At 64.5% G+C, this 23,655-nt stretch carries 23 protein-coding genes; 10 read left to right on the plus strand and 13 right to left on the minus strand.

Annotated elements, in window-relative coordinates:
* The first annotated feature begins 13 nt into the window (after positions 1-13).
* Positions 14-2,296 (plus strand): heavy metal translocating P-type ATPase, encoded by a 2,283-nt coding sequence (locus LFT49_RS20845; protein ID WP_237429291.1) that lies wholly within the window; start codon positions 14-16, stop codon positions 2,294-2,296.
* Between the two features lie 21 nt (positions 2,297-2,317).
* On the opposite strand, the gene LFT49_RS20850 is transcribed toward LFT49_RS20845, so the two are convergent.
* The gene (locus tag LFT49_RS20850) at positions 2,318-2,590 is read right to left on the minus strand and encodes a DUF2277 domain-containing protein (protein WP_237429292.1); all 273 of its coding nucleotides are present in this window, start codon (positions 2,588-2,590) and stop codon (positions 2,318-2,320) included.
* A gap of 211 nt (positions 2,591-2,801) precedes the next feature.
* Between LFT49_RS20850 and LFT49_RS20855 the strand changes: the two genes are divergently transcribed.
* Entirely contained in the window at positions 2,802-3,065 is a 264-nt protein-coding gene (locus LFT49_RS20855; RefSeq protein WP_043448478.1) for a WXG100 family type VII secretion target, read from the plus strand.
* 99 nt (positions 3,066-3,164) lie between these two features.
* Here the strand turns inward: LFT49_RS20855 and LFT49_RS20860 are convergent, their stop codons facing one another.
* The gene (locus tag LFT49_RS20860) at positions 3,165-4,190 is read right to left on the minus strand and encodes an EamA family transporter (RefSeq protein ID WP_237429293.1); all 1,026 of its coding nucleotides are present in this window, start codon (positions 4,188-4,190) and stop codon (positions 3,165-3,167) included.
* A gap of 71 nt (positions 4,191-4,261) precedes the next feature.
* On the opposite strand from LFT49_RS20860, the gene LFT49_RS20865 reads away from it, so the two are divergent.
* Complete coding sequence (locus tag LFT49_RS20865; protein ID WP_236800341.1) at positions 4,262-4,807, plus strand: CGNR zinc finger domain-containing protein; 546 nt, start codon at positions 4,262-4,264, stop codon at positions 4,805-4,807.
* Here the strand turns inward: LFT49_RS20865 and LFT49_RS20870 are convergent.
* The 3 genes from LFT49_RS20870 to LFT49_RS20880 all read right to left on the minus strand — a co-directional run bounded on the left by LFT49_RS20870 (position 4,804) and on the right by LFT49_RS20880 (position 7,261).
* On the minus strand, positions 4,804-5,175 hold the full coding sequence (locus tag LFT49_RS20870) for a hypothetical protein (RefSeq protein WP_237429294.1): 372 nt from the start codon (positions 5,173-5,175) through the stop codon (positions 4,804-4,806). The two genes, LFT49_RS20865 and LFT49_RS20870, sit on opposite strands and share 4 nt — an antisense overlap.
* A 96-nt stretch (positions 5,176-5,271) precedes the next feature.
* A complete protein-coding gene (locus LFT49_RS20875; protein ID WP_237429295.1) occupies positions 5,272-5,862 on the minus strand; it encodes a hypothetical protein in 591 nt (196 codons plus the stop codon).
* A 46-nt stretch (positions 5,863-5,908) separates the two neighbouring features.
* The gene (locus tag LFT49_RS20880) at positions 5,909-7,261 is read right to left on the minus strand and encodes an MATE family efflux transporter (protein WP_237429296.1); all 1,353 of its coding nucleotides are present in this window, start codon (positions 7,259-7,261) and stop codon (positions 5,909-5,911) included.
* A gap of 108 nt (positions 7,262-7,369) precedes the next feature.
* On the opposite strand from LFT49_RS20880, the gene LFT49_RS20885 reads away from it, so the two are divergent.
* Both LFT49_RS20885 and LFT49_RS20890 read left to right on the plus strand, forming a co-directional pair.
* Entirely contained in the window at positions 7,370-7,804 is a 435-nt protein-coding gene (locus LFT49_RS20885) for a DoxX family protein (protein ID WP_236800345.1), read from the plus strand.
* A gap of 136 nt (positions 7,805-7,940) precedes the next feature.
* Positions 7,941-8,915 (plus strand): acyl-CoA thioesterase, encoded by a 975-nt coding sequence (locus LFT49_RS20890; protein ID WP_237429297.1) that lies wholly within the window; start codon positions 7,941-7,943, stop codon positions 8,913-8,915.
* Here LFT49_RS20890 and dnaB read toward each other — a convergent pair.
* Positions 8,912-10,297, minus strand: coding sequence for a replicative DNA helicase (dnaB, locus tag LFT49_RS20895; RefSeq protein ID WP_236800347.1), 1,386 nt, complete (start codon positions 10,295-10,297; stop codon positions 8,912-8,914). The two genes, LFT49_RS20890 and dnaB, sit on opposite strands and share 4 nt — an antisense overlap.
* Positions 10,298-11,050: 753 nt before the next feature.
* Between dnaB and LFT49_RS20900 the strand changes: the two genes are divergently transcribed.
* A complete protein-coding gene (locus LFT49_RS20900; RefSeq protein ID WP_237429298.1) occupies positions 11,051-11,623 on the plus strand; it encodes a hypothetical protein in 573 nt (190 codons plus the stop codon).
* An 11-nt stretch (positions 11,624-11,634) separates the two neighbouring features.
* Here the strand turns inward: LFT49_RS20900 and LFT49_RS20905 are convergent, their stop codons facing one another.
* The 6 genes from LFT49_RS20905 to rpsF all read right to left on the minus strand — a co-directional run bounded on the left by LFT49_RS20905 (position 11,635) and on the right by rpsF (position 15,125).
* The gene (locus LFT49_RS20905) at positions 11,635-12,261 is read right to left on the minus strand and encodes an FMN reductase (RefSeq protein WP_237430569.1); all 627 of its coding nucleotides are present in this window, start codon (positions 12,259-12,261) and stop codon (positions 11,635-11,637) included.
* A gap of 147 nt (positions 12,262-12,408) precedes the next feature.
* A complete protein-coding gene (locus LFT49_RS20910) occupies positions 12,409-13,257 on the minus strand; it encodes a PhzF family phenazine biosynthesis protein (RefSeq protein ID WP_236800348.1) in 849 nt (282 codons plus the stop codon).
* A gap of 80 nt (positions 13,258-13,337) precedes the next feature.
* On the minus strand, positions 13,338-13,790 hold the full coding sequence (gene rplI, locus LFT49_RS20915) for a 50S ribosomal protein L9 (RefSeq protein ID WP_018769834.1): 453 nt from the start codon (positions 13,788-13,790) through the stop codon (positions 13,338-13,340).
* Between the two features lie 17 nt (positions 13,791-13,807).
* The gene (gene rpsR / locus LFT49_RS20920; RefSeq protein WP_003800144.1) at positions 13,808-14,047 is read right to left on the minus strand and encodes a 30S ribosomal protein S18; all 240 of its coding nucleotides are present in this window, start codon (positions 14,045-14,047) and stop codon (positions 13,808-13,810) included.
* A gap of 126 nt (positions 14,048-14,173) precedes the next feature.
* Entirely contained in the window at positions 14,174-14,749 is a 576-nt protein-coding gene (locus LFT49_RS20925) for a single-stranded DNA-binding protein (RefSeq protein WP_141158852.1), read from the minus strand.
* A gap of 70 nt (positions 14,750-14,819) precedes the next feature.
* Positions 14,820-15,125, minus strand: coding sequence for a 30S ribosomal protein S6 (gene rpsF, locus LFT49_RS20930; RefSeq protein ID WP_013602900.1), 306 nt, complete (start codon positions 15,123-15,125; stop codon positions 14,820-14,822).
* Between the two features lie 440 nt (positions 15,126-15,565).
* Here rpsF and LFT49_RS20935 point away from each other — a divergent pair, with 440 nt between their 5' ends.
* The 4 genes from LFT49_RS20935 (at position 15,566) to LFT49_RS20950 (ending at position 21,714) form a co-directional block, all read left to right on the plus strand.
* Positions 15,566-17,578, plus strand: coding sequence for a hypothetical protein (locus tag LFT49_RS20935; protein ID WP_237429299.1), 2,013 nt, complete (start codon positions 15,566-15,568; stop codon positions 17,576-17,578).
* Between the two features lie 193 nt (positions 17,579-17,771).
* Complete coding sequence (locus tag LFT49_RS20940; protein ID WP_237429300.1) at positions 17,772-19,430, plus strand: polysaccharide biosynthesis tyrosine autokinase; 1,659 nt, start codon at positions 17,772-17,774, stop codon at positions 19,428-19,430.
* Between the two features lie 90 nt (positions 19,431-19,520).
* Positions 19,521-20,693, plus strand: coding sequence for a glycosyltransferase (locus LFT49_RS20945; protein ID WP_237429301.1), 1,173 nt, complete (start codon positions 19,521-19,523; stop codon positions 20,691-20,693).
* 397 nt (positions 20,694-21,090) lie between these two features.
* On the plus strand, positions 21,091-21,714 hold the full coding sequence (locus LFT49_RS20950; RefSeq protein WP_237429302.1) for a hypothetical protein: 624 nt from the start codon (positions 21,091-21,093) through the stop codon (positions 21,712-21,714).
* A 480-nt stretch (positions 21,715-22,194) separates the two neighbouring features.
* Here the strand turns inward: LFT49_RS20950 and LFT49_RS20955 are convergent, their stop codons facing one another.
* The gene (locus LFT49_RS20955; RefSeq protein WP_237429303.1) at positions 22,195-23,514 is read right to left on the minus strand and encodes an O-antigen ligase family protein; all 1,320 of its coding nucleotides are present in this window, start codon (positions 23,512-23,514) and stop codon (positions 22,195-22,197) included.
* Positions 23,515-23,655: the final 141 nt, after the last annotated feature.

Here is a 23,655-nt window from a genome sequence, read left to right on the forward strand (position 1 = left end):
CCGGAAAGCTGATATGAGCCACCAAGAACTGCTGCACCCGCCGGGAACCCGGATCGTCGAACTGGACATCCAGGGAATGACCTGCGCTTCCTGCGTCAACCGCGTGGAAAAGAAGCTCGGCAAGCTTGAGGGCGTCGCAGCAACGGTCAACCTGCCCCTGGAGTCAGCCCACGTCACGGTCCCGGCGGGAATCACCGACGAACAGCTGGTGGATACGGTCAACGCCGCAGGCTACAAGGCCACACTTCGGCCGCAGCACACAGTGGCTCCTGAGGCGGGACCAGCGGACCAGGTCGCTGCGATCCCGGCTTCCCGGCTCCGGCCCCGCCTCATCCTGGCGGCTGTCCTGACCGTCCCGGTGTTCATGATCAGCATGATCCCCGCCTTCCAGTTCGCTAACTGGGGCTGGGTGGCCGCGGTCCTGGCGCTGCCGGTGGTCACGTGGGCGGCCTGGCCCTTCCACCGGGCGGCCGCCATCAATGCCCGGCACTTTGCTTCCACCATGGACACGCTGGTGTCGCTCGGGGTGGCGGCGGCCTACCTCTTCTCGGCCTGGCAGCTGCTGGCAGACCCGCGAATGACGGAGCACCCCGGGATGGAGGGCATGCCCGGCGGCCTGTACTTCGAAGTTGCATCGGTAGTCACCACCTTCCTGCTCTTGGGCCGGTACTTGGAGGCGAACGCCAAGCAGAAGGCCGGCGATGCCCTGCAGGCCCTGTTGAACCTGGGCGCCAAGGATGCCACTGTCCTGCGCAACGGCAGCGAACAGAAGATCCCGGCGGACCGGCTGCAGGTGGGCGATGTCCTGGTGGTCCGCCCGGGCGAGAAGATCGCCACCGACGGCGTGGTGGTGGACGGTGCGTCCGCCGTCGACGCTTCGCTGGTGACCGGCGAGTCCGTCCCGGTCGAGGTGGGCCCGGGCAGCCGCGTCACAGGTGCCACCATCAACACGTCCGGCCGCCTGCTGGTGCGGGCAACCCGGGTTGGCTCGGAGACCACCCTTGCCCAGATGGCCCGGCTCGTGTCGCAGGCCCAGACCGGTAAAGCCCCGATCGCGCGGCTCGCGGACCGCATCAGCTCCGTCTTCGTGCCGGTGGTCCTTGGCATTGCCGTCCTGACCTTCGTGCTCTGGCTCCTGGCGGCCGGCCCCGACGCTGACGGCGGGCACCTGCGCCAGGCGTTCACCGCCGCCGTCGCCGTCATGGTGATTGCCTGCCCGTGCGCCCTGGGACTGGCCACCCCGGTGGGTCTGCTCACGGGCACCGGCCGGGGTGCCCAGCTGGGCATCCTGATCAAGGGCCCGCAGGTTCTGGAGGACACCCGCACCGTAGACACCATCCTGCTGGACAAGACAGGGACAGTGACCACCGGCATCCTGGCCGTAGACGCCACCTCCGCGTTCCCCGGCTTCACGGATCAGGACGTCCTCCGACTCGCCGGGTCAGTGGAGGCCGCCTCCGAGCACCCCGTGGCCCGCGCCATCGCGGCTGCAGCGTCCGGAGCACGTTCCGCACCTGCAGCGAACGACGCCGGCACCTTGCCGCCGGTGCAGGGCTTCAGTTCCGCCCCGGGCGGCGGAGTGTCGGGAACCGTTGAAGGCAGGCAGGTCATGGCCGGGCGCAGCGGCTGGCTGGAGCAGCGTGGTGTTGTCCTGGATGCAGGCCAGCGGGCCCAGCTGGCCGGCGCTGAAGAAGGGGGTGCCACGGCCATCTGCGTGGCGGTGGACGGCACGCCGGCCGGAATCATCAGCCTGCGGGACAGCGTCAAGGTAGGCTCCCCCGCCGCCGTCACCCGGCTGAAGGCGCTGGGCCTGCGGCCCATCCTGCTGACCGGGGACAACGCCGCGGTCGCCGCCCGGGTGGCTGCCGCCGTCGGCATTGCGCCAGGCGATGTCTACGCCGGCGTCCTGCCCGAAGGAAAAGTGGAAGCGGTGAAACAGCTGCAGTCCCGGGGTGCCACGGTGGCCATGGCCGGCGATGGCGTGAACGACGCCGCGGCCTTGGCGCAGGCCGACCTGGGCATTGCCATGGGGTCGGGAACGGACGTGGCCATCGAAGCGGCGGACCTGACGGTGATGGGCAATGACCTCCACCAGGTGGCCCAAGCCATCGAACTGTCACGGAAGACCCTGGGCACCATCAAGACCAACCTTTTCTGGGCGTTCTTCTACAACGCGGTGGGGATCCCGGTGGCTGCACTGGGGCTGCTCAACCCGATGATCGCCGGCGCCGCGATGGCCGCCAGTTCCGTCCTGGTGGTGGCCAACTCACTGCGCCTGCGCAGCTTCGGCAAGTAGCGGCAGGCAGCGGAGGCTGGGTCAGGCCGCGCCGTACCGTACTGCGGCGCGGGCTTTGGCCTTGGCAGTCTCTTCCTCCCGGTCCTTGGGCGGCGCCTGCGTCACCAGGGAGTCCAGCAGGTGCTGCGTGATGTGCGCGATCTGGTGCACGGCCTCGTCGAAGGCGTCCTGGTTGGCCTTGGAAGGCTTAGTGCTCCCGCTGATCTTGCGGACATACTGCAGCGCCGCCGCGTGCACTTCCTCGGACGTGGCGTGCGGCTCGAAGTTGTGGAGGGTTCGGATATTCCGGCACATAACGCCATGCTAGGCTCTTCCAACGCCTGGGATCGACCCCTTTTTCATGGTCTCCACCCGGCGTCCATGGGGAGCCCGGCATGGGCAGGGCTGCCCATCGACACTGTTTGGGGGCCGGGATAGGTTTTAGGCAATGGATCTTCCGGATGAGCCGGGGGGCCGCTGGGGATGCCGATCTGGTTCGGATCCACGACCTAACAAGGAGAAACTGATGGCTATTTGGGGTGCAGACGTTGAGCAGCTTCGCCAGCTCGGCAGCAAGCTTCAGGCAGGGGCGTCCGAGATCGAGACGCAGAAGTCCACTCTCACCAAGGTTCTGAGCAGCACCAACTGGGAAGGCCCGGACGCCACCAAGTTCCGCAACGAGTGGTCCGGTACGCACACCGCCATGCTCACCAAGGTTGCCGAGGCACTGAAGGAAGCCGGCGCGCAGGCCAAGCGCAACGCCGAAGAGCAGAGCCAGGCCTCTCACTAGGCTTACCGCCACATACTGGCGGGGCAGGGACACCACGCGGTGTCCCTGCCCTTTTTGTTGGCATACCACTTTTTCTGCGTACGACGGCGGCGGGCGCGGTTAAGGGACTGGTTCGACGTCGTTCGCGTGTTCCAGCGGTGAGGCCGGCAGCCTGCCGTTGCCGGCCCCGGATGCGCGCAGCTCGTCGAGCCTGACCAGGATAACGCCGCCGACAATGAGGACGCCGCCCAGGAGCTGGACAGGGCCCGGAAGTTCACCGAGCAGCAGCCATGCCCACAGCACGGCAAAAAGGACCTCGGTGAGGGACACGAAGGATGCCACCTTGGAGCCGAGCGCCCTTGCCGCCATGATGCCCGAGGTGTAGGCCAGCACGGTTGCCAGCACCACCAGCCCCGCAAGCGACACCCACCAGGGCGTGGTCCACGGTCCCAGTTTGGTGTCCGCGGTGGTGAAGGCCATCGGCAGCAGTCCCGTGGCGGCCGCAAGCCACATGACTGCAGCACCCACCATGAGTCCGCCGGAAGCCAGCACGATAGGCGGCAGGGTGTCGTTTTCCTTGGCCGTGATGAAGAAGTAGATGGCCAGGCAAACCGCGGCAGCCATGCCCCAGAGGACGCCGACCAGATCCACCTTCACGGCGCCGGTGAGGTCCAGGACCAGCACCAGTCCGGCCAGCGACAGCAGCGTCCCGCCGGCGGTCAACACCCGTGGGCGACGGCGGCTGGCGGCCCAGAGCCAAAGGACGATGATGACCGGGGCCAGATACTCCAGCAGGAGCGCGACTCCGACGGACAGGCGTGCCACTGCATTGAAGTAGAACAACTGGCAGGCCGCCACGCCGATGAGGCCGAACAGCACGATAGTGAGCCAGTTGTCCAGCAACTGGTGCCAGCGGCCCCTCAATGCGGACACTGCGGGCAGGGCGAGGATCAGGGCAGCGCCTGTGAGGCGGGCGGTGACGGCCGCGCCCGGGGACCATCCGGTCTCCAGCAGCGACTTGGCCAATGATCCGGACAGGCCGAAGACGGCCGAGGAGAACAACGCGATGCCGAGCCCGGACGCAAGGAAGCCGGTCCGCGTGGCGGGCAGTTCCGAAGTGGGGTGGTGCTTGTTGGCGGCAGGCAACGTCGCCTCCTGTCAGGAGTAAAGTGGGGTAATGCTCATGACACTACGCTTCGGCGCTGTAAGGAGTCAACATGGTTTTCGCCCCTGACACGGAGGTGGCGCTGCGCACGGTGGTGAACCTCATCAACACCTCCGCAAACGGCCGCGAAGGACTGGCCTCCGTTGCCGACCTGGACAGCTTCCTGGACGCGGAAGGATTTTCCGGAGCCCGGACCCGGGATGCCGCGGAACTGCAGAGCGTGCTGAAGCTGCGCCGCGAACTGGCCGCCGTATGGACGGCGGATGAGGACGCCGCCGTGGCCACGGTCAACCGGCTGCTGCGTGACGCGAATGCCCTGCCCCAGCTGATGAAGCACGACGGGTGGGACTGGCACCTGCATGCCACTGCACCGGAGGCGCCGCTGGCGGACCGGATGAGCACTGAGGCAGCCATGGCCCTGGCTGACGTCATCCGCAGCAAGGAAATGGACCGGCTGCGCATCTGCGAGTCGGAGGACTGCGACGCCGGCGTGCTGGACCTGAGCCGCAACCGGTCCAAGCGGTACTGCGATACGGGCAACTGCGCCAACCGGGCCCATGTTGCCGCCTACCGCGCCAGGCAGGCCGCGGCAGGTTAGCGGGGCGTGCCGTCCGTATCGTCGCCGGGGACCGGCGGGTTCTGGCTGCCGGGAGCACCAAAGCCGTGGCTGGAGCCTCCGTGGGGGGCTTTGGGCGCGGAGCTCAAGTTCACGCCCGAGCCCTTGCCCAGGTGTTCCGCGTTCTCCTTGTAGCTCATGGACAGCATCGCGGCGACCACCAGGGTGGCGATGAAGGCGATGCCGGCTGCGGTGAAAGCGAGGTCGAAGCGGGGTGCGCGTGCGCTCCCCCCGGAGGCGAAGATCAGCACCGCAACGAAGGCGACGACGGCCCAGAATGCGGAGAACATCAGGGGACCCTTCACCGAGGTCCGCAGCTTGCGCGGTTTTCCTTGATGCTGGTCAGCCACAGTGATTCCTCCCTGCAGGCGGCGCGCGGCCGGCCTGGTTTACGTTTGCGGTGTCGCACCCATTTTCTACAGAAAGTAGAAGGCGCTCCCCCTAGTTTACGGCTTTCCTGCCCCGGCGCGGGCATCGTGCCGCAGGGTCAGCCCGGAAAGTACCCACAGGACGCCGGAGATAATGGCTCCGCCACCGGCTACACCCAGCAGCGCGTGGGCGCCAAGGTTGATGAAGAACGGCAGCAGCACCGCCGTTCCGATGCTGAGGACCCCCGAGGCAATCCAGTCCCTTGCGAGTACGTGGCGGCCCTTGTGCTGCAGGCCGCAGGCGAGCTCGAGGATGCCGGCCACGCCCAGCCCCAGGGCGGCGACCACGCCGAACAACAGGTCGCTGTGCAGGAGCAGTACGGCAAAGCCGGCCCCGGCCAGGACTGCGCCGCCGGCGGAGAGCAGCTTGCCGGGGGCAGAGTTCTGGGCGAAGCCCGCTGCGGGGACGGTCCGCAGGGATACCACCCCTGCGGCCAGGAGGTAGAGCCCCCCGGCCCAGCCCATGACCTCGACGGAAGGAGAAGTCCAGAAGACCGTCACGGCGCCAAACACCAGCGCAGCAGCCGAACGGAGCAGGACCGGCTTCCAGAGGTCGTTACGGGGGGCGGTTCCGGGAGCAGCGCCCGCGGGGGTGGATGGTTGCGTCACCGGTCCAGTTTAGTGGCGGCGGCTGGGAGGTCTAACCGGGACCGCCTCAGGCGGAGCCGAGCACCATCCAGCGGTCGGAGCGCGAACGCAGGCCCAGGGTGACTGCGCGCGCCGCCATGTACCCCAGCGCGAAGGCCACCCAGAGCCAGCCGAGCCCGGAGGCACCATGGGCGCCGGACAGCGCAACCCATGCCAGCAGAGGCACGTAGACCAGTAGGTTTACCAGTCCCGCGAGGGCGAGGTAGCGCGCGTCCCCCGCACCGATCAGCACACCATCCAGGACAAAGACGTAACCGGCGATGGGCTGCCCCGCGGCCAGGACCCACAGTGCCACGGTAAGCACCTGCTGCACCTGGTGGTCAGGGGTAAACAGCGCCCCGGCCCATGGTGCCGCCGCGGCCAGCAGCAGGCCGGTTACCACGCCGAAGCCAGCGCCCCAGCGGATCATGGTTCCGGTCAGCAGCCGGGCCCTGGCCGCGTTGGATGCGCCCAGCTCCTTTCCAATAAGCGCCTGGGCAGCGATGGCCAGGGCATCCAGCGCGAACGCCAGGAAGGAAAAGATGGTCATGGCCAGCTGGTGGGCTGCGAGATTCACCTCGCCTTGGGCGGTGGCAACCAGCACGGTGGCCAGGATCGCGGCGCGCAGGCTGAGTGTGCGCAGCATGAGCCAGGACCCCACCCGGGTCATGCTGCGGATTCCCCGCCAGCTTGGCAGCAGCGTTACGCCGTGCCGGACCGCGTTCCGGCGGACCATCACCAGGTAGACCAGTGCCATGGCCCATTGGGCAAGGCTGGTCCCCACCGCGGAGCCCACCACGGACAAGCCAAGTCCGTAGACAAGCCAGAGGTTCAGGACGATGTTGACGCCAAATCCAGCGGTGGCCACCACCAGCGGGGTACGGGTGTCCTGCAGTCCGCGCAGCACGCCGGTGCCGGCGAAGATCAACAGCATGGCCACAAGCCCGGGCATGGACCAACGGAAGTAGTCGACGGCGAAGGTCCGGGCGCTGCCCTCGGCGCCCAGGAGGTCAATCAGCGGCTCTGCGGCGGCAAAGCCGGCCACGGCGAGGAGCACGCCCAGGATCAACGCCAGCCATACGCCGTCGCGCCCTGCCGCCAGGGCCTTGCCCAACTGCCCGTCACCAATGGCGCGGGCAACAGCCGGAGTGGTGGAGTACGCCAGGAAGACCATGAGCCCGACGGCGGTCTGCAGCACGGCCGATGCCAGCCCCACCCCCGCCAGCTGGGCAACACCCAGATGCCCCACGATGGCGGAGTCCGCCAGCAGGAAGAGGGGTTCGGCCACCAGCGCCCCGAAGGCAGGGACGGCGAGGCGGAGTATCTCCCGGGCCGGGCCGCGGGTGGCGGCCGTGGTTGCCGGGGCGGATTTTTGGGGCACGGTGCCAGCCTAACCGGGTGCACCGACAGGACGCGGACGGGCATGAGAAACACCACACCTCTCGACTTTTAGTTGACAGTTCAACCAATTGTCCGGAAGGGTGGAGCCATGACCCAGCCACGATTGACCACCGCAGCCCTCACCGCCCTCCGCCTGATCCTCGGCTTCCTCTTCGCAGCCCATGGATGGCAGAAGTTCAACGAATGGACCATTGCCGGCACCCAGGCTTCCTTCGCCAAAATGGGCGTTCCCGCCGCAGAACTCATGGCTCCCTCCATCGCCGTCCTGGAACTGGCCGGCGGGGTTGCCTTGATCCTGGGCATCCTCACCCGCGTGGTGGCCGCACTCCTTGTCCTGGACATGCTCGGCGCCCTCTTCCTGGTTCATGCCCCTGCAGGCATCTTTGCCGCAAACGGAGGGTATGAGCTTGTCCTGCTCCTGGCCGCGGCATCGTTCGCGCTGGCCCTCACCGGTGCCGGCCGCTTCTCCATAGACCGCGCGCTGTTCGCCCGCAGCAACTCCAAACTTGCGGCCCTGGCCTAGTCCGGCCTGAACGGAAGCACCACTGCCGGACGGCGGCTGCGCACTCAGGTGCGTAGCCGCCGCTGTGGTTAATGCGGGGGGCAGTTTGTTGCGGTCCCAACCGGCCGGTAACCGGGGCCGTCAGTAAGATCGCACCATGACTGAGACCGGCCGCCCCAACTCCGTGACCCTCCGCTTCCTCGCCGCCCCCACCGACGTGGGCCATAGCGGATCGGTGGATGCCGGCACGGTCCTTGAATGGGTGGACAAGGCGGCGTATGCCGCAGCGGTGGGATGGGCCAAGTCCTACTGCGTGACCGCCTACGTGGGCAACATCCACTTCGCCGATCCGGTCAACAGCGGGGACATGGTGGAGGTGGAGGCCACCATCGTCTACACCGGGCGGTCATCCATGCACATCCGTACCGTTGTCTCCTCGGGCGACCCGAAGGGCGGTCCGGCCACGATGCGCAGCACGTGCATGGTGATCTTCGTGGCCGTGGGAGCGGACGGCAAGCCCGTTCCGGTACAGCAGTTCGAGCCCGTCACTCCGGAGGAGATCGAGCAGCGCGACCATGCGCTGGCCAGGATCAAGGTCCGCGAGCAGATCGTGGAAGCCATGAAACGGCAGGAATATACCGACTCCGGCACGGCCGAACGGGTGACGCTGCGGTTCATGGCGGCCCCCACCGACGTGAACTGGGGCGGCAAGGTCCACGGCGGCATCGTCATGAAGTGGATCGACGAGGCCGCCTACGTCTGTGCCTCACGCTACTGCGGCCGGGACACCGTGGCGGTGTTCTCCGGGGGCGTGCGCTTCTACCGCCCGCTGCTCATCGGCCATGTGGTGGAGGTGGAAGCCCGGCTGGTGTACACCGGGACCAAGGGCATGCACATCGCCGTCCACGTCCGCTCCGGCGATCCCAAGGGCAGGGAGCTGAACCTCACCACCTACTGCCTCACCGTTATGGTGGCGCGCGACGACGAAGGCACGTCAGTGCCCGTCCCCGCCTGGGTGCCGGTCAGCGACGAAGACAAACGGCTCCACGCCCACGCCCGCGAACTCCTGGAGATCCGGGGTACGGCGCCCGGGAACCGGCTGCCCAACCATCTGCTGGCGCAGGGCTCCTAGAAGCCACCGCCGCCACCGGCGTCGCCGGCCATGTTGGCGAACCGTGAGTAATGGCCCTGGAACGCCACCACGATGTCCTTGGTGGGACCATTACGGTGCTTGGCCACCAGGATGTCGGCCTCGCCCGCGCGTGGGGACTCCTTGTCGTAGACGTCCTCGCGGTGGAGCAGGATGACCATGTCGGCGTCCTGCTCGATGGAGCCGGACTCACGGAGGTCCGAGACCATGGGCCGCTTGTCCTGGCGCTGTTCCGATCCACGGTTCAGCTGGGACAGCGCGATCACGGGGACCTGGAGTTCTTTGGCCAAAAGCTTCAGTGCACGTGAGAACTCCGAGACTTCCTGCTGGCGGGACTCCACCTTCTTGCCCGAGCTCATGAGCTGGAGGTAGTCCAGGACCACGAGCTTGAGGTCGTGCTGCTGCTTAAGGCGGCGGCACTTGGCGCGGATCTCCATCAGGGACATGTTGGGGCTGTCGTCAATGAACAGCGGCGCCTCGTTCATGCGTCCCATGGTGGTAGCGATCTTGGACCACTGCTCGTCCTTGATGGTTCCCTTGCGGAGATCCTGGAGGCTGATGGTGGCCTCGGCCGACAGCAGGCGCATGGCGATCTCGTTCCGGCCCATTTCCAGGGAGAACATGACAGTGGCCAGGTTGTGCTTGATGGCTGCGGAACGGGCGAAGTCCAGGGCGAAGGTCGACTTACCGACGGCGGGGCGGGCAGCGATGACGATCATCTGGCCCGGGTGGAGTCCATGGGTCAGTTCGTCGAGTTCGTAGAAACCGGTGGGGACGCCAACCATCCCTTCACCGCGGTGGCCCGAGGCCTCGATTTCGTCCACCGTGGACTCCATGACGTCCTTCAGCACCACATAGTCCTCTGCGGTGCGGCGCTCGGCCACGGCATAAACCTCTGCCTGCGCCTGGTTGACCAGGTCCTCTACCTCGCCATCCGAACCGTAGCCCAACTGCACGATCTTGGTGCCGGCGTTCACCAACCGGCGGAGCACCGCACGTTCGGCCACGATCTCGGCATAGTAGCCGGCATTGGCAGCAGTGGGGACGGTCTGGATCAGCTCGTGCAGGTAGGCGGGGCCACCGATCCTGTTGATTTCAGCGCGCTTGGTCAACTCGTCCGAGACGGTGACAGCATCCGCGGGTTCGCCGCGGCCGTACAGGTCGATGATGGCTTCGTAGATGGTCTCATGGGCGGGCCGGTAAAAGTCCTGGCCGCGGAGGATCTCCACAACATCGGCGATCGCGTCCTTGGAAAGCATCATGCCGCCCAGTACGGACTGTTCGGCAGCGATGTCCTGCGGGGGCTTCCTGCTGGCGTCCGATCCACGGGTTGCCTCGACAGGGTCCAGATGCGCGATTGACAAAGCTGCCGTCCTCCATTTGTACCGGGCGTGCGTCCGGTGTTCCGTCCTGCTCGCGGCCTCCGGCAATCCGGCTCCCGCTACGTGTCCAGTTCTACCCTCGGGCTCTGACAATTGAGCGCCGCAAGCGTTCCCCAACAGCCCCCGCCTGGAGTTATCCCCAGTATCCACAGCTTTTCCACAGCTACACGTGGGAAGCGGCCGACTGGGTCCCGCCGAAGCAGGAGAGGCCCTGTTTCGGCCGCGAAGAACAGGTACCCCGCTACGCTAACCGCCGGGGTCCCGGCAGCAAAGCCAGCATGCCCGCAAGGTTGTGGATAACCTGTGCAGTAAGCGGCATAGCTTGTGCACAGCCTGTGGGGAAGCCTGTGGATATAGAAGTTTTTTATCCTCCCACACCGCTCTGACCTGCGGAAACGCATCCAATAGCATGTGGAGTAAATATTTCTTCCGGGGAATTTCATCCACAGGCCCCGTGGGGGCGCGGCGCCGGGGAGCGGGCAGGAGGGTGGCTCCACGGGCAGGCAGGACAATGCCGTGGGCTTGCTCATATTCCGCTTGGGGAGTTTGACGGGCAGGACCCCGGACTGTATGCGCACCGGTGAATATTGCTGTGGATAACCAGTATCTGGATTAAGATTCTTGGTAGCCAGCACATGCAGCCGCACACCCGGCAGCAGGCAATGGCTGGGCTGATGGCCAGCAAAGCAACCGCACCTGGCGAGGGCCAGGAAGTACACAGAACGGCTCGTGAAAATGGAATCCCTTGTGGTCCCGGTCCTTATCCTGCTCGCGGTGGTTGCGGGGGTGACGGTGGCGTACCGCGCCGGCCGAAAGCGCAAGGCCGCACACCCTTCCACACCGGCGCAACCTGCCGCCACATCACAGGAGCTGGCCAGGGCAGCGGCGGACCGGTTGTCGGAAGAGGAACACCGGCGGCTTTACGCATTGATCGCGCAGGGCCAGGCCATGGCCGCCATCAAACTGTATTACGAGATCACCGGAGAGGGGCTGAGGGCCTCACGCGACGCCGTAGGCGCCCTGGCGGCCCACCCCCAGCCTTATCGGCGCCACGAGCCGCCACAGTCCGTCCAGGAGGAGGACGACGACGACGAGCCGCAGCGGTTCCCCTACCGCTACCGGGCCATCGCCAGCAAGGGCGACGTCACGCGCGAGGTGAGCAGCAACATGCTCAACGATGAGATCTACGGCAGGATCCGTACCCTGGCCCGGAGCGGCGACACGGAGGCGGCGGCCAACGCATTGACCCGCCACTCCGACATCTCCCTCACCCAGGCACGGGAGTTCATCGCGCTGCTGGACGACTAGCAGGTGGAGGACTAGCGGGGCCCTGCGATACCCGCCAGCAGCTGCTCGAACGGCAGGGACTCCAGCGGAGCGGGCTTCCGGCCCGGCTGCGGCCCCTCAAGCAGCCGGGTGAACTCACCCGCCGCGCGCTCGATGCGGTCCGCGAGTGATCCACCACCCTCTTCTGCGGTTCCCCAGTCCTGGGGCCCCGCAAAGACGCCGGTTGCAGCCATGCGCGTGCGGAGGTAGCTGAAGAGCGGCCTCAGGGCATAGTCCAGCACCATCTGGTGCCGGTCCGTGCCGCCGGTAGCGCCCAGCAGGACTGCCTTGCCGTCCAGTGACTTCGGGTCCAGGACATCGATGAAGGACTTGAAAAGCCCGCTGTAGGAGGCGCTGAAGACCGGGGAGACCGCGATGATTCCGTCCGATGCCTCCACTCCGGCAATAACTTCCGCCAAGCGTGGTGCGGCGTAACCGGTAACGAAGTTGTTGGCGATGTCCACGGCCAGGTCGCGGAGTTCCACAACATCCACTGCCACGTCATAGCCGCCTGCCTTTAGCTGCCGCTCGGCGGCTGCGGCGAGCTGGTCTGCCAGCAGCCGGCTGGATGAGGGTACGCCGAGCCCGGCAGAAAGGACGGTGATGCGGCGGGTTTCCATGGCGTTCTCCTGGTGCTCGTTCATTCTGATTCTACATGCGTTTGCATCTATACCAATGAACTGCGGGCAGCACGGAAGTATTCCCGGAGTATCGGGCGCCCGGATCAAGGCATTTAGTACGCAACCAGACCCGGCCGGAGCCCCGGCTTAGAGCAGAACGCTCCCTTTGATGCAGGTGGTGGAATCGCCGCCCACCCAGATCTCCCCGTCCCCGGCGCCGACATGGATCCGCCCCGCCCGGCCCAGGACGGTCCCCTGCGAAGCCAGGTATTGCTCCGGCGCGCGCCCGCTTCCAATCAGCCACTGAGCGGCTCCAGCATTGAAACTGCCCGTGACCGGGTCCTCCACCATGGCGTCACCCGGCAGGAACGTGCGGACCTCAAAGTCGGTACCGGCGCCCGGTGCGTGGGGCCCGATTACGCCAACCTTGAGGTCGCCCATGGCAGCTTGGTCCGGTTCCAGGGCCAGCACCTGTTCTGCCGACCCCAGCAGGACGCCGATCCATTCCGGACCGTTCACCAGCCAGGCCGCGTCGAGGACATCATCCACGCGCAATCGCAGTGCTGCCGCCAACTGCCGGCGGACCGGCGCTTCCACGGGGCCGAAGCGCGTCAGGGGTGGTGCCGCGAAGGCCAGCCTCCCGCCGTCGAGCCTTACCCGGACCAGCCCGGCAGCGCACTCCTGCACCACGTAGCCGTCCGCCTTTGGTACGCCCCCGGCTTCCAGCCAGGTATGGGCCGAGCCCAGCGTGGGGTGGCCCGCGAACGGGAACTCCTCAGAGCCCGTGAAGATCCGGACCTTGTAATCAGCCCGGGGATCCTCGGGCGGCAGCAGGAAGGTGGTTTCCGAAAGGTTGGTCCAGTTGGCGAAGTGCTGCATGGCCGCGGCATCCAGGCCCTGGGCATCAAGGACGACGGCGAGCGGGTTGCCGCGGTAGGGCTGGCTGGCGAATACATCTACCTGGTGGAAAGGACGGCTGCGCGGTGTCGGGTTCACCGGAGCAGGCTACCACCGCCAAAGCGAAAGACCCCCGCCGCCGGAATCCGGCGACGGGGGTCCTGACGTGGGGTGGGAAATTACTTTCCTGCCACCACGTCGAGTTCGATCACAGCGGCAACGTCAGCGTGGAGGCGGACGTTGGCCTGGTAGGAACCAACCGACTTGATGTGTGCGGGCAGTTCAACCTTGCGCTTGTCGATCTTGCCAAGGCCAGCGGCCTCAACAGCGTCGGCGACATCGCCCTGCTTGACGGTGCCAAACAGGCGGCCGGACTCGCCGGCCTTGACGACCAGCTTGACCGGCTTGGCGGACAGAGCAGCGGCCTGCTTCTGAGCATCTTCCAAGGAAGCGTGCTCGCGGGCGGCGCGGGCAGCCTTGATGGACTCAACCTGCTTCTCGCCACCCTTGGACCAGGTCAGGGCGAAGTTGCGGGGCAGCAGGTAGTTACGTGCGTAACCGTCCTTGACCTCGACAACATCGCCAGCAGCACCGAGACCGGTTACTTCGTGGGTCAGAATGAGCTTTGCCATGTTAGTTAATCCCTTCCTTAGCCGCGGCCAGCGCCGGAGTAAGGCAGCAGAGCAACTTCGCGGGCGTTCTTGATTGCCTGGGCGATCTTGCGCTGTTCCTGCACCGTGACGCCAGTGACGCGACGGGCGCGGATCTTGCCGCGGTCGGAGATGAACTTGCGCAGCAATGCTACGTCCTTGTAGTCGATGACAGTGATGTCAGCGGCCTTCAAGGGGTTGGACTTTGGTTTGGGCTTACGGAGTTCAGCCTTAGCCATCGTGGAGCTCCTATTCTAGGGAGCCCGTGGATATTGATCCACGGGATGGTGGTGGTCCGACGGCGGCAGCTGCTTTGGGTGCGTTGTGCACCCAGGCAGTCCCGGCGCCGGGCCGTTGTTTGGGTTTTAGAAGGGAGGTTCGGAATCGGGGCCGTTGCCCCAGCCGCCTGCGTTGGACACACCGGGCGTGGCCCAGGGATCGTCCTGCGCAGCCTGCTGGTTGCCGCCGCCCCAGCCTCCGCCGGAGTTGCCGCCCTGGTTTCCACCAGAGTTGCCGCCGCCGAAGCCACCGCCGCTGTTGCCACCGCCGAAGCCGCCGCCACCCTGTCCGCCGGAGCGCTGGGTGCGGTTGACCTTGGCGTTGGCGTAGCGCAGGCTGGGGCCGATTTCATCGACCTCAAGCTCGATAACGGTGCGCTTTTCGCCTTCTTTTGTTTCGTAGGAGCGGCTCTTCAGGCGGCCGGTCACGATGACGCGCATTCCCTTTGTCAGGGACTCGGCAACGTTCTCGGCTGCTTCACGCCACACAGCGGCGCGGAGGAACAGGGTCTCCCCGTCCTTCCACTCGTTGGACTGGCGATCAAAGGTGCGGGGGGTGGAAGCGATGGTGAAGTTCGCTACTGCCGAACCGGACGGTGTGAACCGCAATTCCGGGTCATTGGTGAGGTTACCGATGACCGTAATGGTGGTCTCGCCTGCCATCTACTGCCTCCTTGTTCGATCCTGGGTGAAGAGTGCGTTTCCTGCGGGGTGAAGAATGAAGCCGGCTGAATTACTCAGCAACAACCTTCTGCTCTTCGGGGCGGGTGATCTTGGTGCGCATGATGGTCTCGTTAAGAGACAGCTGGCGGTCAAGTTCCTTGGCGGTCTCCGGCTTGGCGGTGAAGTTCACCACGGCGTAGATACCTTCGGACTTCTTCTTGATCTCGTAAGCCAGACGACGACGGCCCCAGATGTCAACCTTTTCGATGGTTCCACCATCGTTGGTGATGACGTTCAGGAACTTCTGAAGCGACGGCTCAACGGTACGCTCTTCGACCTCGGGGTCGATGATTACCATCAATTCGTAAGGACGCATATGTGAACCCACCTCCTTTGGGCTAAGCGGTTACGGCATTTCCGTAACAGGAGGTTCATTTGCGATTCCGTGCAATGCCTTGCCACCGGAACGGGGGCAGGACGCAGCACAGACTTCAATATCTTAGTGCATATGGACCCGATAGGCGATTCGCGCTTGACTCAAGGCTAGCCGGATGCTGCTGCAGCCCGGCAGCAGCCGGACGGGCTATGTGGAAAACAGGAGGCAGGAAGGCCGGGACTTCCGTCTTGCTGGAGCTCCGCGAAGAGTGGCTGAATCCCCGCATCTCCCTATCAAATGCGGCCGGCAAAGACCCCATTGCCCCATCTGGAAGGCGCGGACTACGTTGTCCCTAATCTCGACGTTCGCCCGCGAATGTCCGGCACGGCTGGGGTGCCAAGGGAAATGTCCATGAACCTGCGCCTAAGGAAAACCCCAAGATGTCCAGAGCTAAAACGCCTGCCTCCGTTGCTTCCTCCCTGGCCCTGGCAGTCGCCCTGTTATTAACGCTTATCGCCGGAATCGACAGTGCCCGGGCCGCCGAGAATTATGGCTACCAAAGCATCAGCTATTCAGGAGTGAGCAACCCTCCCACCGCTGACAAGCCGCAAAGCAAGCTGTGGTGGAACGACGGTACCTGGTGGGCAGACATGTGGACCACAGGTAGCGGGTGGCATATCTTCCGGCTGGACCGGACCTCAAAAACATGGGTGGACACCGGCGTCCTCAACGATAGCCGCGGCAATACGCTGGCGGACACGCTGTGGGACGGAAACAAGTTGTACATCGCTTCCCATGTGGTGACGGTGTCAGGAGACTCAAGCACGCAACCTTCCGTATCCGGACAGCCGGCCAAGTTGTACAGGTACAGCTACTCGGCCGGCAAATACACCCTCGACAGCGGGTTCCCCACCACCATCACGAACAACAGCAGTGAGTCGATGACAATCGACAAAGACACCACCGGTGCCATCTGGGCTACGTGGACCCAAGTCTCCGGGAGCTCCACGAGCGGCTACACAAGCAGCGTCTACGTCAATTCGTCCACTCCAGGAGGAACGAGTTGGGGCACGCCGTTCGTCCTTCCTGTAGCCGATCCGAATCCCGCGCCGGATGACATCTCGGCCGTGGTCGCTTTCGGGAGCAACAAGATCGGCGTGATGTGGAGTGACCACCTTTCGAATGCCGTTTATTGGGCCACCCGCACGGACGGGACATCGACCACCGCTGCATCCTCCTGGAACTTCCAGCCGGCTGTCCAGGGCAAAGGCCAGGCGGATGACCACCTGAACCTGAAAGCACTCATGGCAGATTCAGCAGGACGCGTGTATGCAGCCGTAAAAACGAGCTTGAACGACACGTCGTCAGACCCCACACTGCCGGAGTTGCAGCTCCTGGTATTCCGGCCCGGGACGGGTTCCTTCACCCGGTCCACTATTGCCACCATTGCCGACTGCGTCACGCGCCCCCAGATCCTGCTGGACACCACCAACAACCTGGTCAGGGCCTTTTACACCGGCCCGTCCACCTCAGTATCAGGCTGTGCCTACTCCGGCATTCCGGGAAGTATCTACGAAAAGACCGCCTCCATGGACAACCCGGTCTTTGGCACCGGCCGGGGAACCCCGGTTATCCAGGACGGCGCTTCTGCCAACATGAATGACGTCACCACCACCAAGCAAAGCGTCAACGCAACTACGGGTGTGGTGGTCATGGCCAGCAATAACGCCACAAAGCGGTACTGGTACTCGGACCGGCCCCTGGGAACAACCCCTTCACCCAGCCCAACGCCTACACCAACTCCTACGCCGACCCCCACGCCGACGCCAACGCCGACGGGGAGCATCACAGTGGTGGGTACGGCAAGCAGCTACTCCGGCACGGCAGCCACCGTTACGCTGCCCAAACCGTCCGGCGCAGCGGCGGGAGATGTCCTGGTGGCGTCCTTTACAGCAGACCTGAACCCTTCGATCAGCTCGGTGCCCGCCGGGTGGACACCCATTGTGAATGGACTGCGCGTCTGGTCGGGTGCAGAAGTGTTCGCTTACTACCACGTCGTGGGAACTGCCGACGGTACCTCATACTCATGGACCACGAATCCGGCTGTGAAGTGGGGCGGGGGAATCACCGCTTACCGGGGAGTTAACACCACCACTCCTCTGGATGCCAACGCGGCAACCCAGGTATCGTCCGGAACCAGCATCACGGTCCCAAGCATTACGACTGCCAGCAGCGGTGCCATGCTCATTGGTGGAGCGGGATACGACAGTGGCACGCCGGCGATTACGGCTCCCACAGGCTGGTCCGAACGCTGGGAAGCGGCCGGCGGCCAGATTACCGAGGAAGCCGACAGGGTCCAGCCATCTGCGGGAGCCAGCGGCACCAGCACCTGGACGTTCTCAGCCAGTAAGGCCGCTGGGGCCTGGCAAGCTGCCCTGAAGCCGGCAAGCTAGCTCCCCACCAGCACCTTCAGGGTTGCCTGGCGCTCCAGGCAACCCCGCAGGTACCCGCAGTATCCACATTTCTGGCCCCGGGTGTCCGCAGCCGCCCTGGCCACAAGGACCACGGCGGCCCCAGGCGCCATAGCGTTGCTTCACGCCATTTCGTCAAGCAACGACACAGGCAACAGCCGGAAAAGGGGCATCCATGGCAGCAGAAGTGGTCACACGCAGAGACCCGGACTTCCCGGGCCCCTTTGCCGAAGCTGCCTATCCGGCGCTTCAACCCACAGAAGGGATCGAAGTCTTGAGTTATCAGGAGATTGGCGGCAGCGATGAAAAGGCTGCCGGAATGGGATTGAGGGACTACGTACGGGTAGCCCGCACTTACTGGAAGTCGATCACAGCCGTAACCCTTGGCATCACGCTTGCAGTCATGGCGTGGAGTGCGCTCCAACCGCGCGTCTACGCCGCGGAGGCTTCTGCGGTGGTACTTGCAGTGGGAACCGACAATGTGAGCACCCTGCTGCAGGGTGACACGTTGGCCAAGGCAAGGGCCAAGAACTATAAGTCGCTGGCAGAATCCCGTTTGGTGGCCGACAACGTGCGTGCCTCTTTGGGGTTGTCCCAGGCCAGCGATGACCTGCTGAAGGACGTCACGGTCACCGTCCCGCTTGAGTCGGCTGAAATCTATGTCAAAGCCGAGTCCGATGATCCGGCAACAGCCCAAAAAGTTGCGGACGCGTGGATCACCGAACTGGCCAAGCAGGTCCGTGACAGGGAGGCCGCCGCTGCCTCCGGGCAGCCGGCTGCACCCGCCATCCCGCGGCTCTCCCTGATTCCGCTCGACGCAGCCACTGTCCCCACCGCCCCTGCTTCTCCAGGGCTGGCGTTGGCTACCATCTTCGGTCTCGCCGGAGGTCTTCTCCTGGCTTATTCCTCCGCACTCCTCCGGAATCACCTTGACCGCCGGCTGCGTACTGCCGACGACGTCGAGCGCCTTTCGTCCCTGCCCGTGATCGCGGCCCTTCCCGTGGAGGCCAAGCTGAAGGGAGATCACACCGGTGCCGTAGGAGCAACAGTAAAGCAGGGTGGAGCCGGTCATAGCCCCGCATTCGCTGAATCACTCCGTGAACTGCGCACCAACCTGGCCTTCCTCGACGTTGATAACCCGCCGCGAATTATCGTCGTATCAAGCTCCGTCAGTGGTGAGGGTAAATCCACCGTTGCTGCCAATTTGGCCGCGACAATGGCGGCAGCTGGGGAAAAGGTGGTAGTCGTCGATGGAGACTTGAGGCACCCTAGCGTCGCCAAGATTTTCGGCGTGGTTCCCGGCGTAGGTGTCACCGACATCCTCACTGGCAAAGCTGAAGTCGATGAGGTCCTTCAACAGCGCGGTGACTTGCCAAACCTGTCGATTTTGGGGGCCGGCCGGATTCCACCCAACCCCAGCGAACTGCTCAGCTCCCACGCCATGAAGCACCTCATTGATTCCTTGGCGGAACGGGCAATTGTCATCATCGACGCTCCCCCGCTGCTCCCGGTAACGGACGCCGTACTCCTGAGCCGCATCGCGCATGGAGCAATCGTCGTTGTCAGGGCGGGCCGGACAACCACCGACCAGTTGCGGAAGGCCCTCGGAAACCTTCGGAAGGTCAATGCAAGCGTCCTGGGAACGCTCATCAACGGCCTGCCTGCCAAGGAGTTTGACGGGTATACGTACTACACGCCTGAACCGGAGGCCGAACGCCTTCCGATTCCCCGTGACCGGTCCAACGCGCATGAAACCAGGACAACGCCGCGCCCCGCTGCTGTTCCCTTGGCCGGTGGTAATGAGAAAGCACGGAGAAGCGTCCCCTCATCCTAGGCGGCTGGCTCTCCGCTTTACCTTCATGGCCCTGCCGTCACCCGCCCGCGGATCTGTGGGTACTGGTTTCACGCTCCCAGAGGAGAACGAATGTCCAAGTCTGTAGTTGTTATCGGGACCCGTGGCTACCCGAGTTATTACGGCGGTTTCGAGACTGCCGTCCGCCACCTGGCGCCATTCCTCGCAGAAAGCGGCTGGGATGTAAACGTCTACTGCCGGGCAGGCCAAACAAAGGACGACGACGAGGCCCGCGACCCACGCGTGCGGACCACGAGAACGTGGGGGCTTGAGAGTAAATCACTCAGCACCCTTTCGTTCGGGTTGTCCTCGGTCCTCCATTCGTTGCTGCACAAGCCCCGGGTTGCCCTGGTGATGAACGTGGCGAATGGTTTCTTCCTTCCCCTGCTTAGGCTTCGCGGAATACCGAGTGTTGTGAACGTTGACGGCATTGAATGGGAACGTGCCAAGTGGAACCGGATTGCCAAATCCGTCTTCAAGCTTGGGGCGCGGATGACAGCCCGGTACGGCACCATCCTTGTGAGTGACTCGCTGGAAATCCAGCGCCGGTGGAGGGAAGAGTTCGGCCGCGACAGTGTTTTCATCCCCTATGGCGGACGAATCCCCGCCCGGAGCGATGTGGTCCCGGGATATGAGCACGATGGATATGTGCTCATGGTCGCCCGGTTCGTTCCCGAAAACACCGTATCTGAGTTCTTCGAAGCGGCCGAGCTCCTTGCCGAGCAGCACAAGGTGGTGATTGTTGGATCCACCGGATACGGCGGTGACTTGGACGAAGCTGCCCGCCGCTTGAGTGAGCATCCAAATGTCGACTGGCTCGGCCACCTCAGCGACGACAAAAAACTCCTTTCCCTGTGGGAGCATGCCGGCGCTTACTTCCACGGCCACAGTGTCGGCGGAACAAATCCTGCCCTCGTTCAAGCGATGGCATGCGGGGCACCCGTTGTCGCCCGCAACACCCCCTATAACGCGGAAGTCCTGGGGTCGGACGAGTATCTGGTGCCTCCGGAACCACTGGCCATCAAGCGGGCGGTAGAACGCATGCTGAAGGATGACGACGAGCGGGCGAAGGCCAGGGAGGCCAACAGGGAACGGGCAGCTGCCCAGTACGACTGGACCGACGTGTGCCAGCGCTACGAACGCGCCATGCAAGCGGCCATGGGTGCAGAGAAAACGGCGGAAAGGCAGGGGGAGCAAAGCAATGACGTCGACAGCGCCGGCAATCTCCGGGCTACCCTTCGCTAACGGCACTGCGCGAATCGTCGTCGTCAACCCGCTTGGCGTTGCGCTGGAACATTACACCTCAGCCCTGTGCGGCCATCTGCAGGACGCCGGGGCGGAGACAGAGCTGATTTCCGTCCCGGAACCGTCGCAATCCGGAAAGGGGCGGCTTCGTTGGCTTATTGCCTATTCGGGGGCCCTCCGTTCGGCGGGTCGCCTGGCACGCCGAAGCCCTGTACCGACCCGCGTTCTTCTAACATGGCCTGTACTCGGTTTCCTGGACTTCCTTACTGTCAAAATCACCTGCGGCAACTCCGGGATCATCGTCTACCACGATCCGCGCCCGCTGGTCCGGTCTGTTGGCAGCAGTCCCCTGGTTGCCCGACTTGTGGGGCAGCTGAAGAAGCGGCCGGGAGCCCTTGTGCACAGCCAGGAGGCGGCGGAGGCCATGGGCGACCTGGGCCTGGCCCCCGGGATGATCCTGTTGCCGCATCCCATGCTTCCAGTGGGTGATGCGGTACAAGGGCGTACCGGTGGCACCGGAAGGCCAACTGTCCGCGTACTTGGGCAGTACAAGCCCGACAGGGACGTGGCCCTGCTTGAGGAATTGGCCACCAGGCTCACGCCAAAGTACAACCTTGAAATAGTTGGCCGTGGTTGGCCCGCCGTCAACGGCTGGACTGTGGACGCGCGCTTTGTTAGTGAAGGCGAGCTTGATGAGCTGATTGCCAGCAGTGACGCAATTATCATCCCTTACAAGCGCTTCTATCAGAGCGGCATCGCTATCCGTGCGCTGGAACAGGCCGTTCCTATCGTTGGACGTGCTGGCACCAGCCTCCGGGGACTCTATGGACCGCAGTCCAGGCTGCTGGTGACGGAATCAGGCGAACAGCGGGATACATCAATCGCTGGCTGGATCGGTGCGATCGAACATGCCGTGGGCCAGGGCAGGACTGAAGCAGCACTCGCAGGCAAGCTCTTCCATGCGGATGCCTCCAGAGACTGGGCTGCCCTGTACCGAAATTGGATCTTGCCAGAGCGATAAGACCGGGGACGCATGGACTTGCTCCCCGAAGGCCGGACTGAGGAATCAGTGTTGACTTTCGGGGAGCATTTCCATGGTTGGAAGGGAGCCCGACCAGCAGCAATGCTGGGGCGGCCTATGTTTGAGTGGGGTTTAGGCGGCAGCGACAACGTCCGGAGGTGCCCGTCGGACGCATAGCACAGCCCCGCGGAGCCTGCCCTGGGCCGAGGGACTGGGCTGATTGGAGCTCGGACCCGGGGGCGCTGAGCAAACCGTTCAGGCCTTTACTGAAGGGGAGGAAGAGGGCTCGCATTTGCGATCGCCTCGAACAGTCATTCTCCGGCTGGCCCGAACCTTCACGGTTCCAAGAGCCTGCATGCAGCTTTACCAGTTTGCCTGGCCTTCGCCGCGGCACCCCCAGCGAAACCATCACCGGCTCCTGCCATCACGCCCACGTCGCCAGCAGTACTGGGAGTCCTTACCGGACTGGGGTGGCCTTTTCTAAGGCTGGGCCACAGCTGCGCGGGGTGGGTAGGGTCCCGGCACCGCCCCTGCCGGGGCGCCCGCAGTTTCCTGTTCAGTGACGGGTGTGCTGTGCCGGCGCTGGCCCGCAGTGATTGCCAGAGCGACCAGGATCCAGGTTATCGGGAAGAAGACCGCGTTCGAGAAAAGACTGCTGATCAGGCAGAAAGTCAGCAGTTGCCCCGGAATCGTCCGGATCCTTACCAACGCCAGTGTGATCAGGAAGGCGATCAGCGGGACAGCGAACCATGCGCCGTCAACCCACATGCCCAAAATCCAGTTACTGGCGACGTTGTTCTGTGCCTCGCCCACGGCCTCGAATTGTCCCCAGGCGCCTACCCTGCCGGCTGCGCTGATGCCGTGCCCGTACACCGGCACCGTGTCCGCCAGAGCCATCAACGAGTCGTTTTGCCTGATCCGGGCCTGGCCCGAGATGTCATCTTCCTGGACGGTGCCTATCATTGTCGAGATCCGCCGTACCAGGTCCTCCTGGAGTTGCGGGACCGCGGTCAGGGCAACTGCCGATGCCAGAACGGCGGCAGCAATGGCCGCCAAGCGGCCTTTTCGAGGCCCTTTGAGCCTCGGGCCGACTGCATGTGTGCCCCGGTAGATCACCGCGGCACACGCGACCAGGAGCAGCGTCCCCACCAGGGCGACCCATGACGCCCGGGCCATTGCCAACACAAGAACCATGAAGTTTGTCAGGCTGAAAACCACCTTCGCCACCCTCGGCAGGGCCAACCGCCAACTGAGAATGACCCCGACGCCGGCGTACATGCCCAGCCAGTCGGGTTCGGGATAAATGCCTGTAGGACGGCCAATGGCACTGATCTGCAAATGCCACAGGTCGCTCGGCACGAGCTTGAAGACCTGCAACAGACCCACTGCACTGCCAATAGTGGAAATGACAAGCAAGCCCCACAGCATGGCCTTCGCATCTTCCCGGCTGGCCCTCAGCACCACGATTGCGGCTGAGCCAACGAGTCCAAGCAGTTGCAGTGCCAGGGTTGGGCTGTTCACCAGATCTCCGAGGAGCGCAGTGGAGGCAAACAACGCGGCGGCAAAGCCAAGCGGTGCCAGGAACTTTGCAGAGCTCCTGTTGACGGCACCTCCCGGCAGGCATAGCCAAATTACCGCAAGGATCGTGAAGATGTGGATGCGGAAAACCTGCACGCCGACCAGCCCGGCGGATACTCCCAGCAGAAACGAAAGTGCAGAGCGGCGGTCCGGATGCGTTAGGACTGCCACCACGGAAAGTATGACTGCGGCACTGCCAAATCCAAGATATAGGGACTCCACGCGCAGATCCTCTCCGCTGCTTATGCACGTTGCTTCGTGTTTGTTTTCCACGTTATTCCGGGTGCCGCCGGGCCCCTAGGTTCCTGGCGGGAGTATGTGGATAACCGCAGCCGGAACAAGGGCTGACAGCGGTTCCACAGA

Origin of the sequence: Arthrobacter sp. FW306-06-A, assembly GCF_021870055.1 — a bacterium.
In the GTDB taxonomy this organism is placed as follows: domain Bacteria; phylum Actinomycetota; class Actinomycetes; order Actinomycetales; family Micrococcaceae; genus Arthrobacter.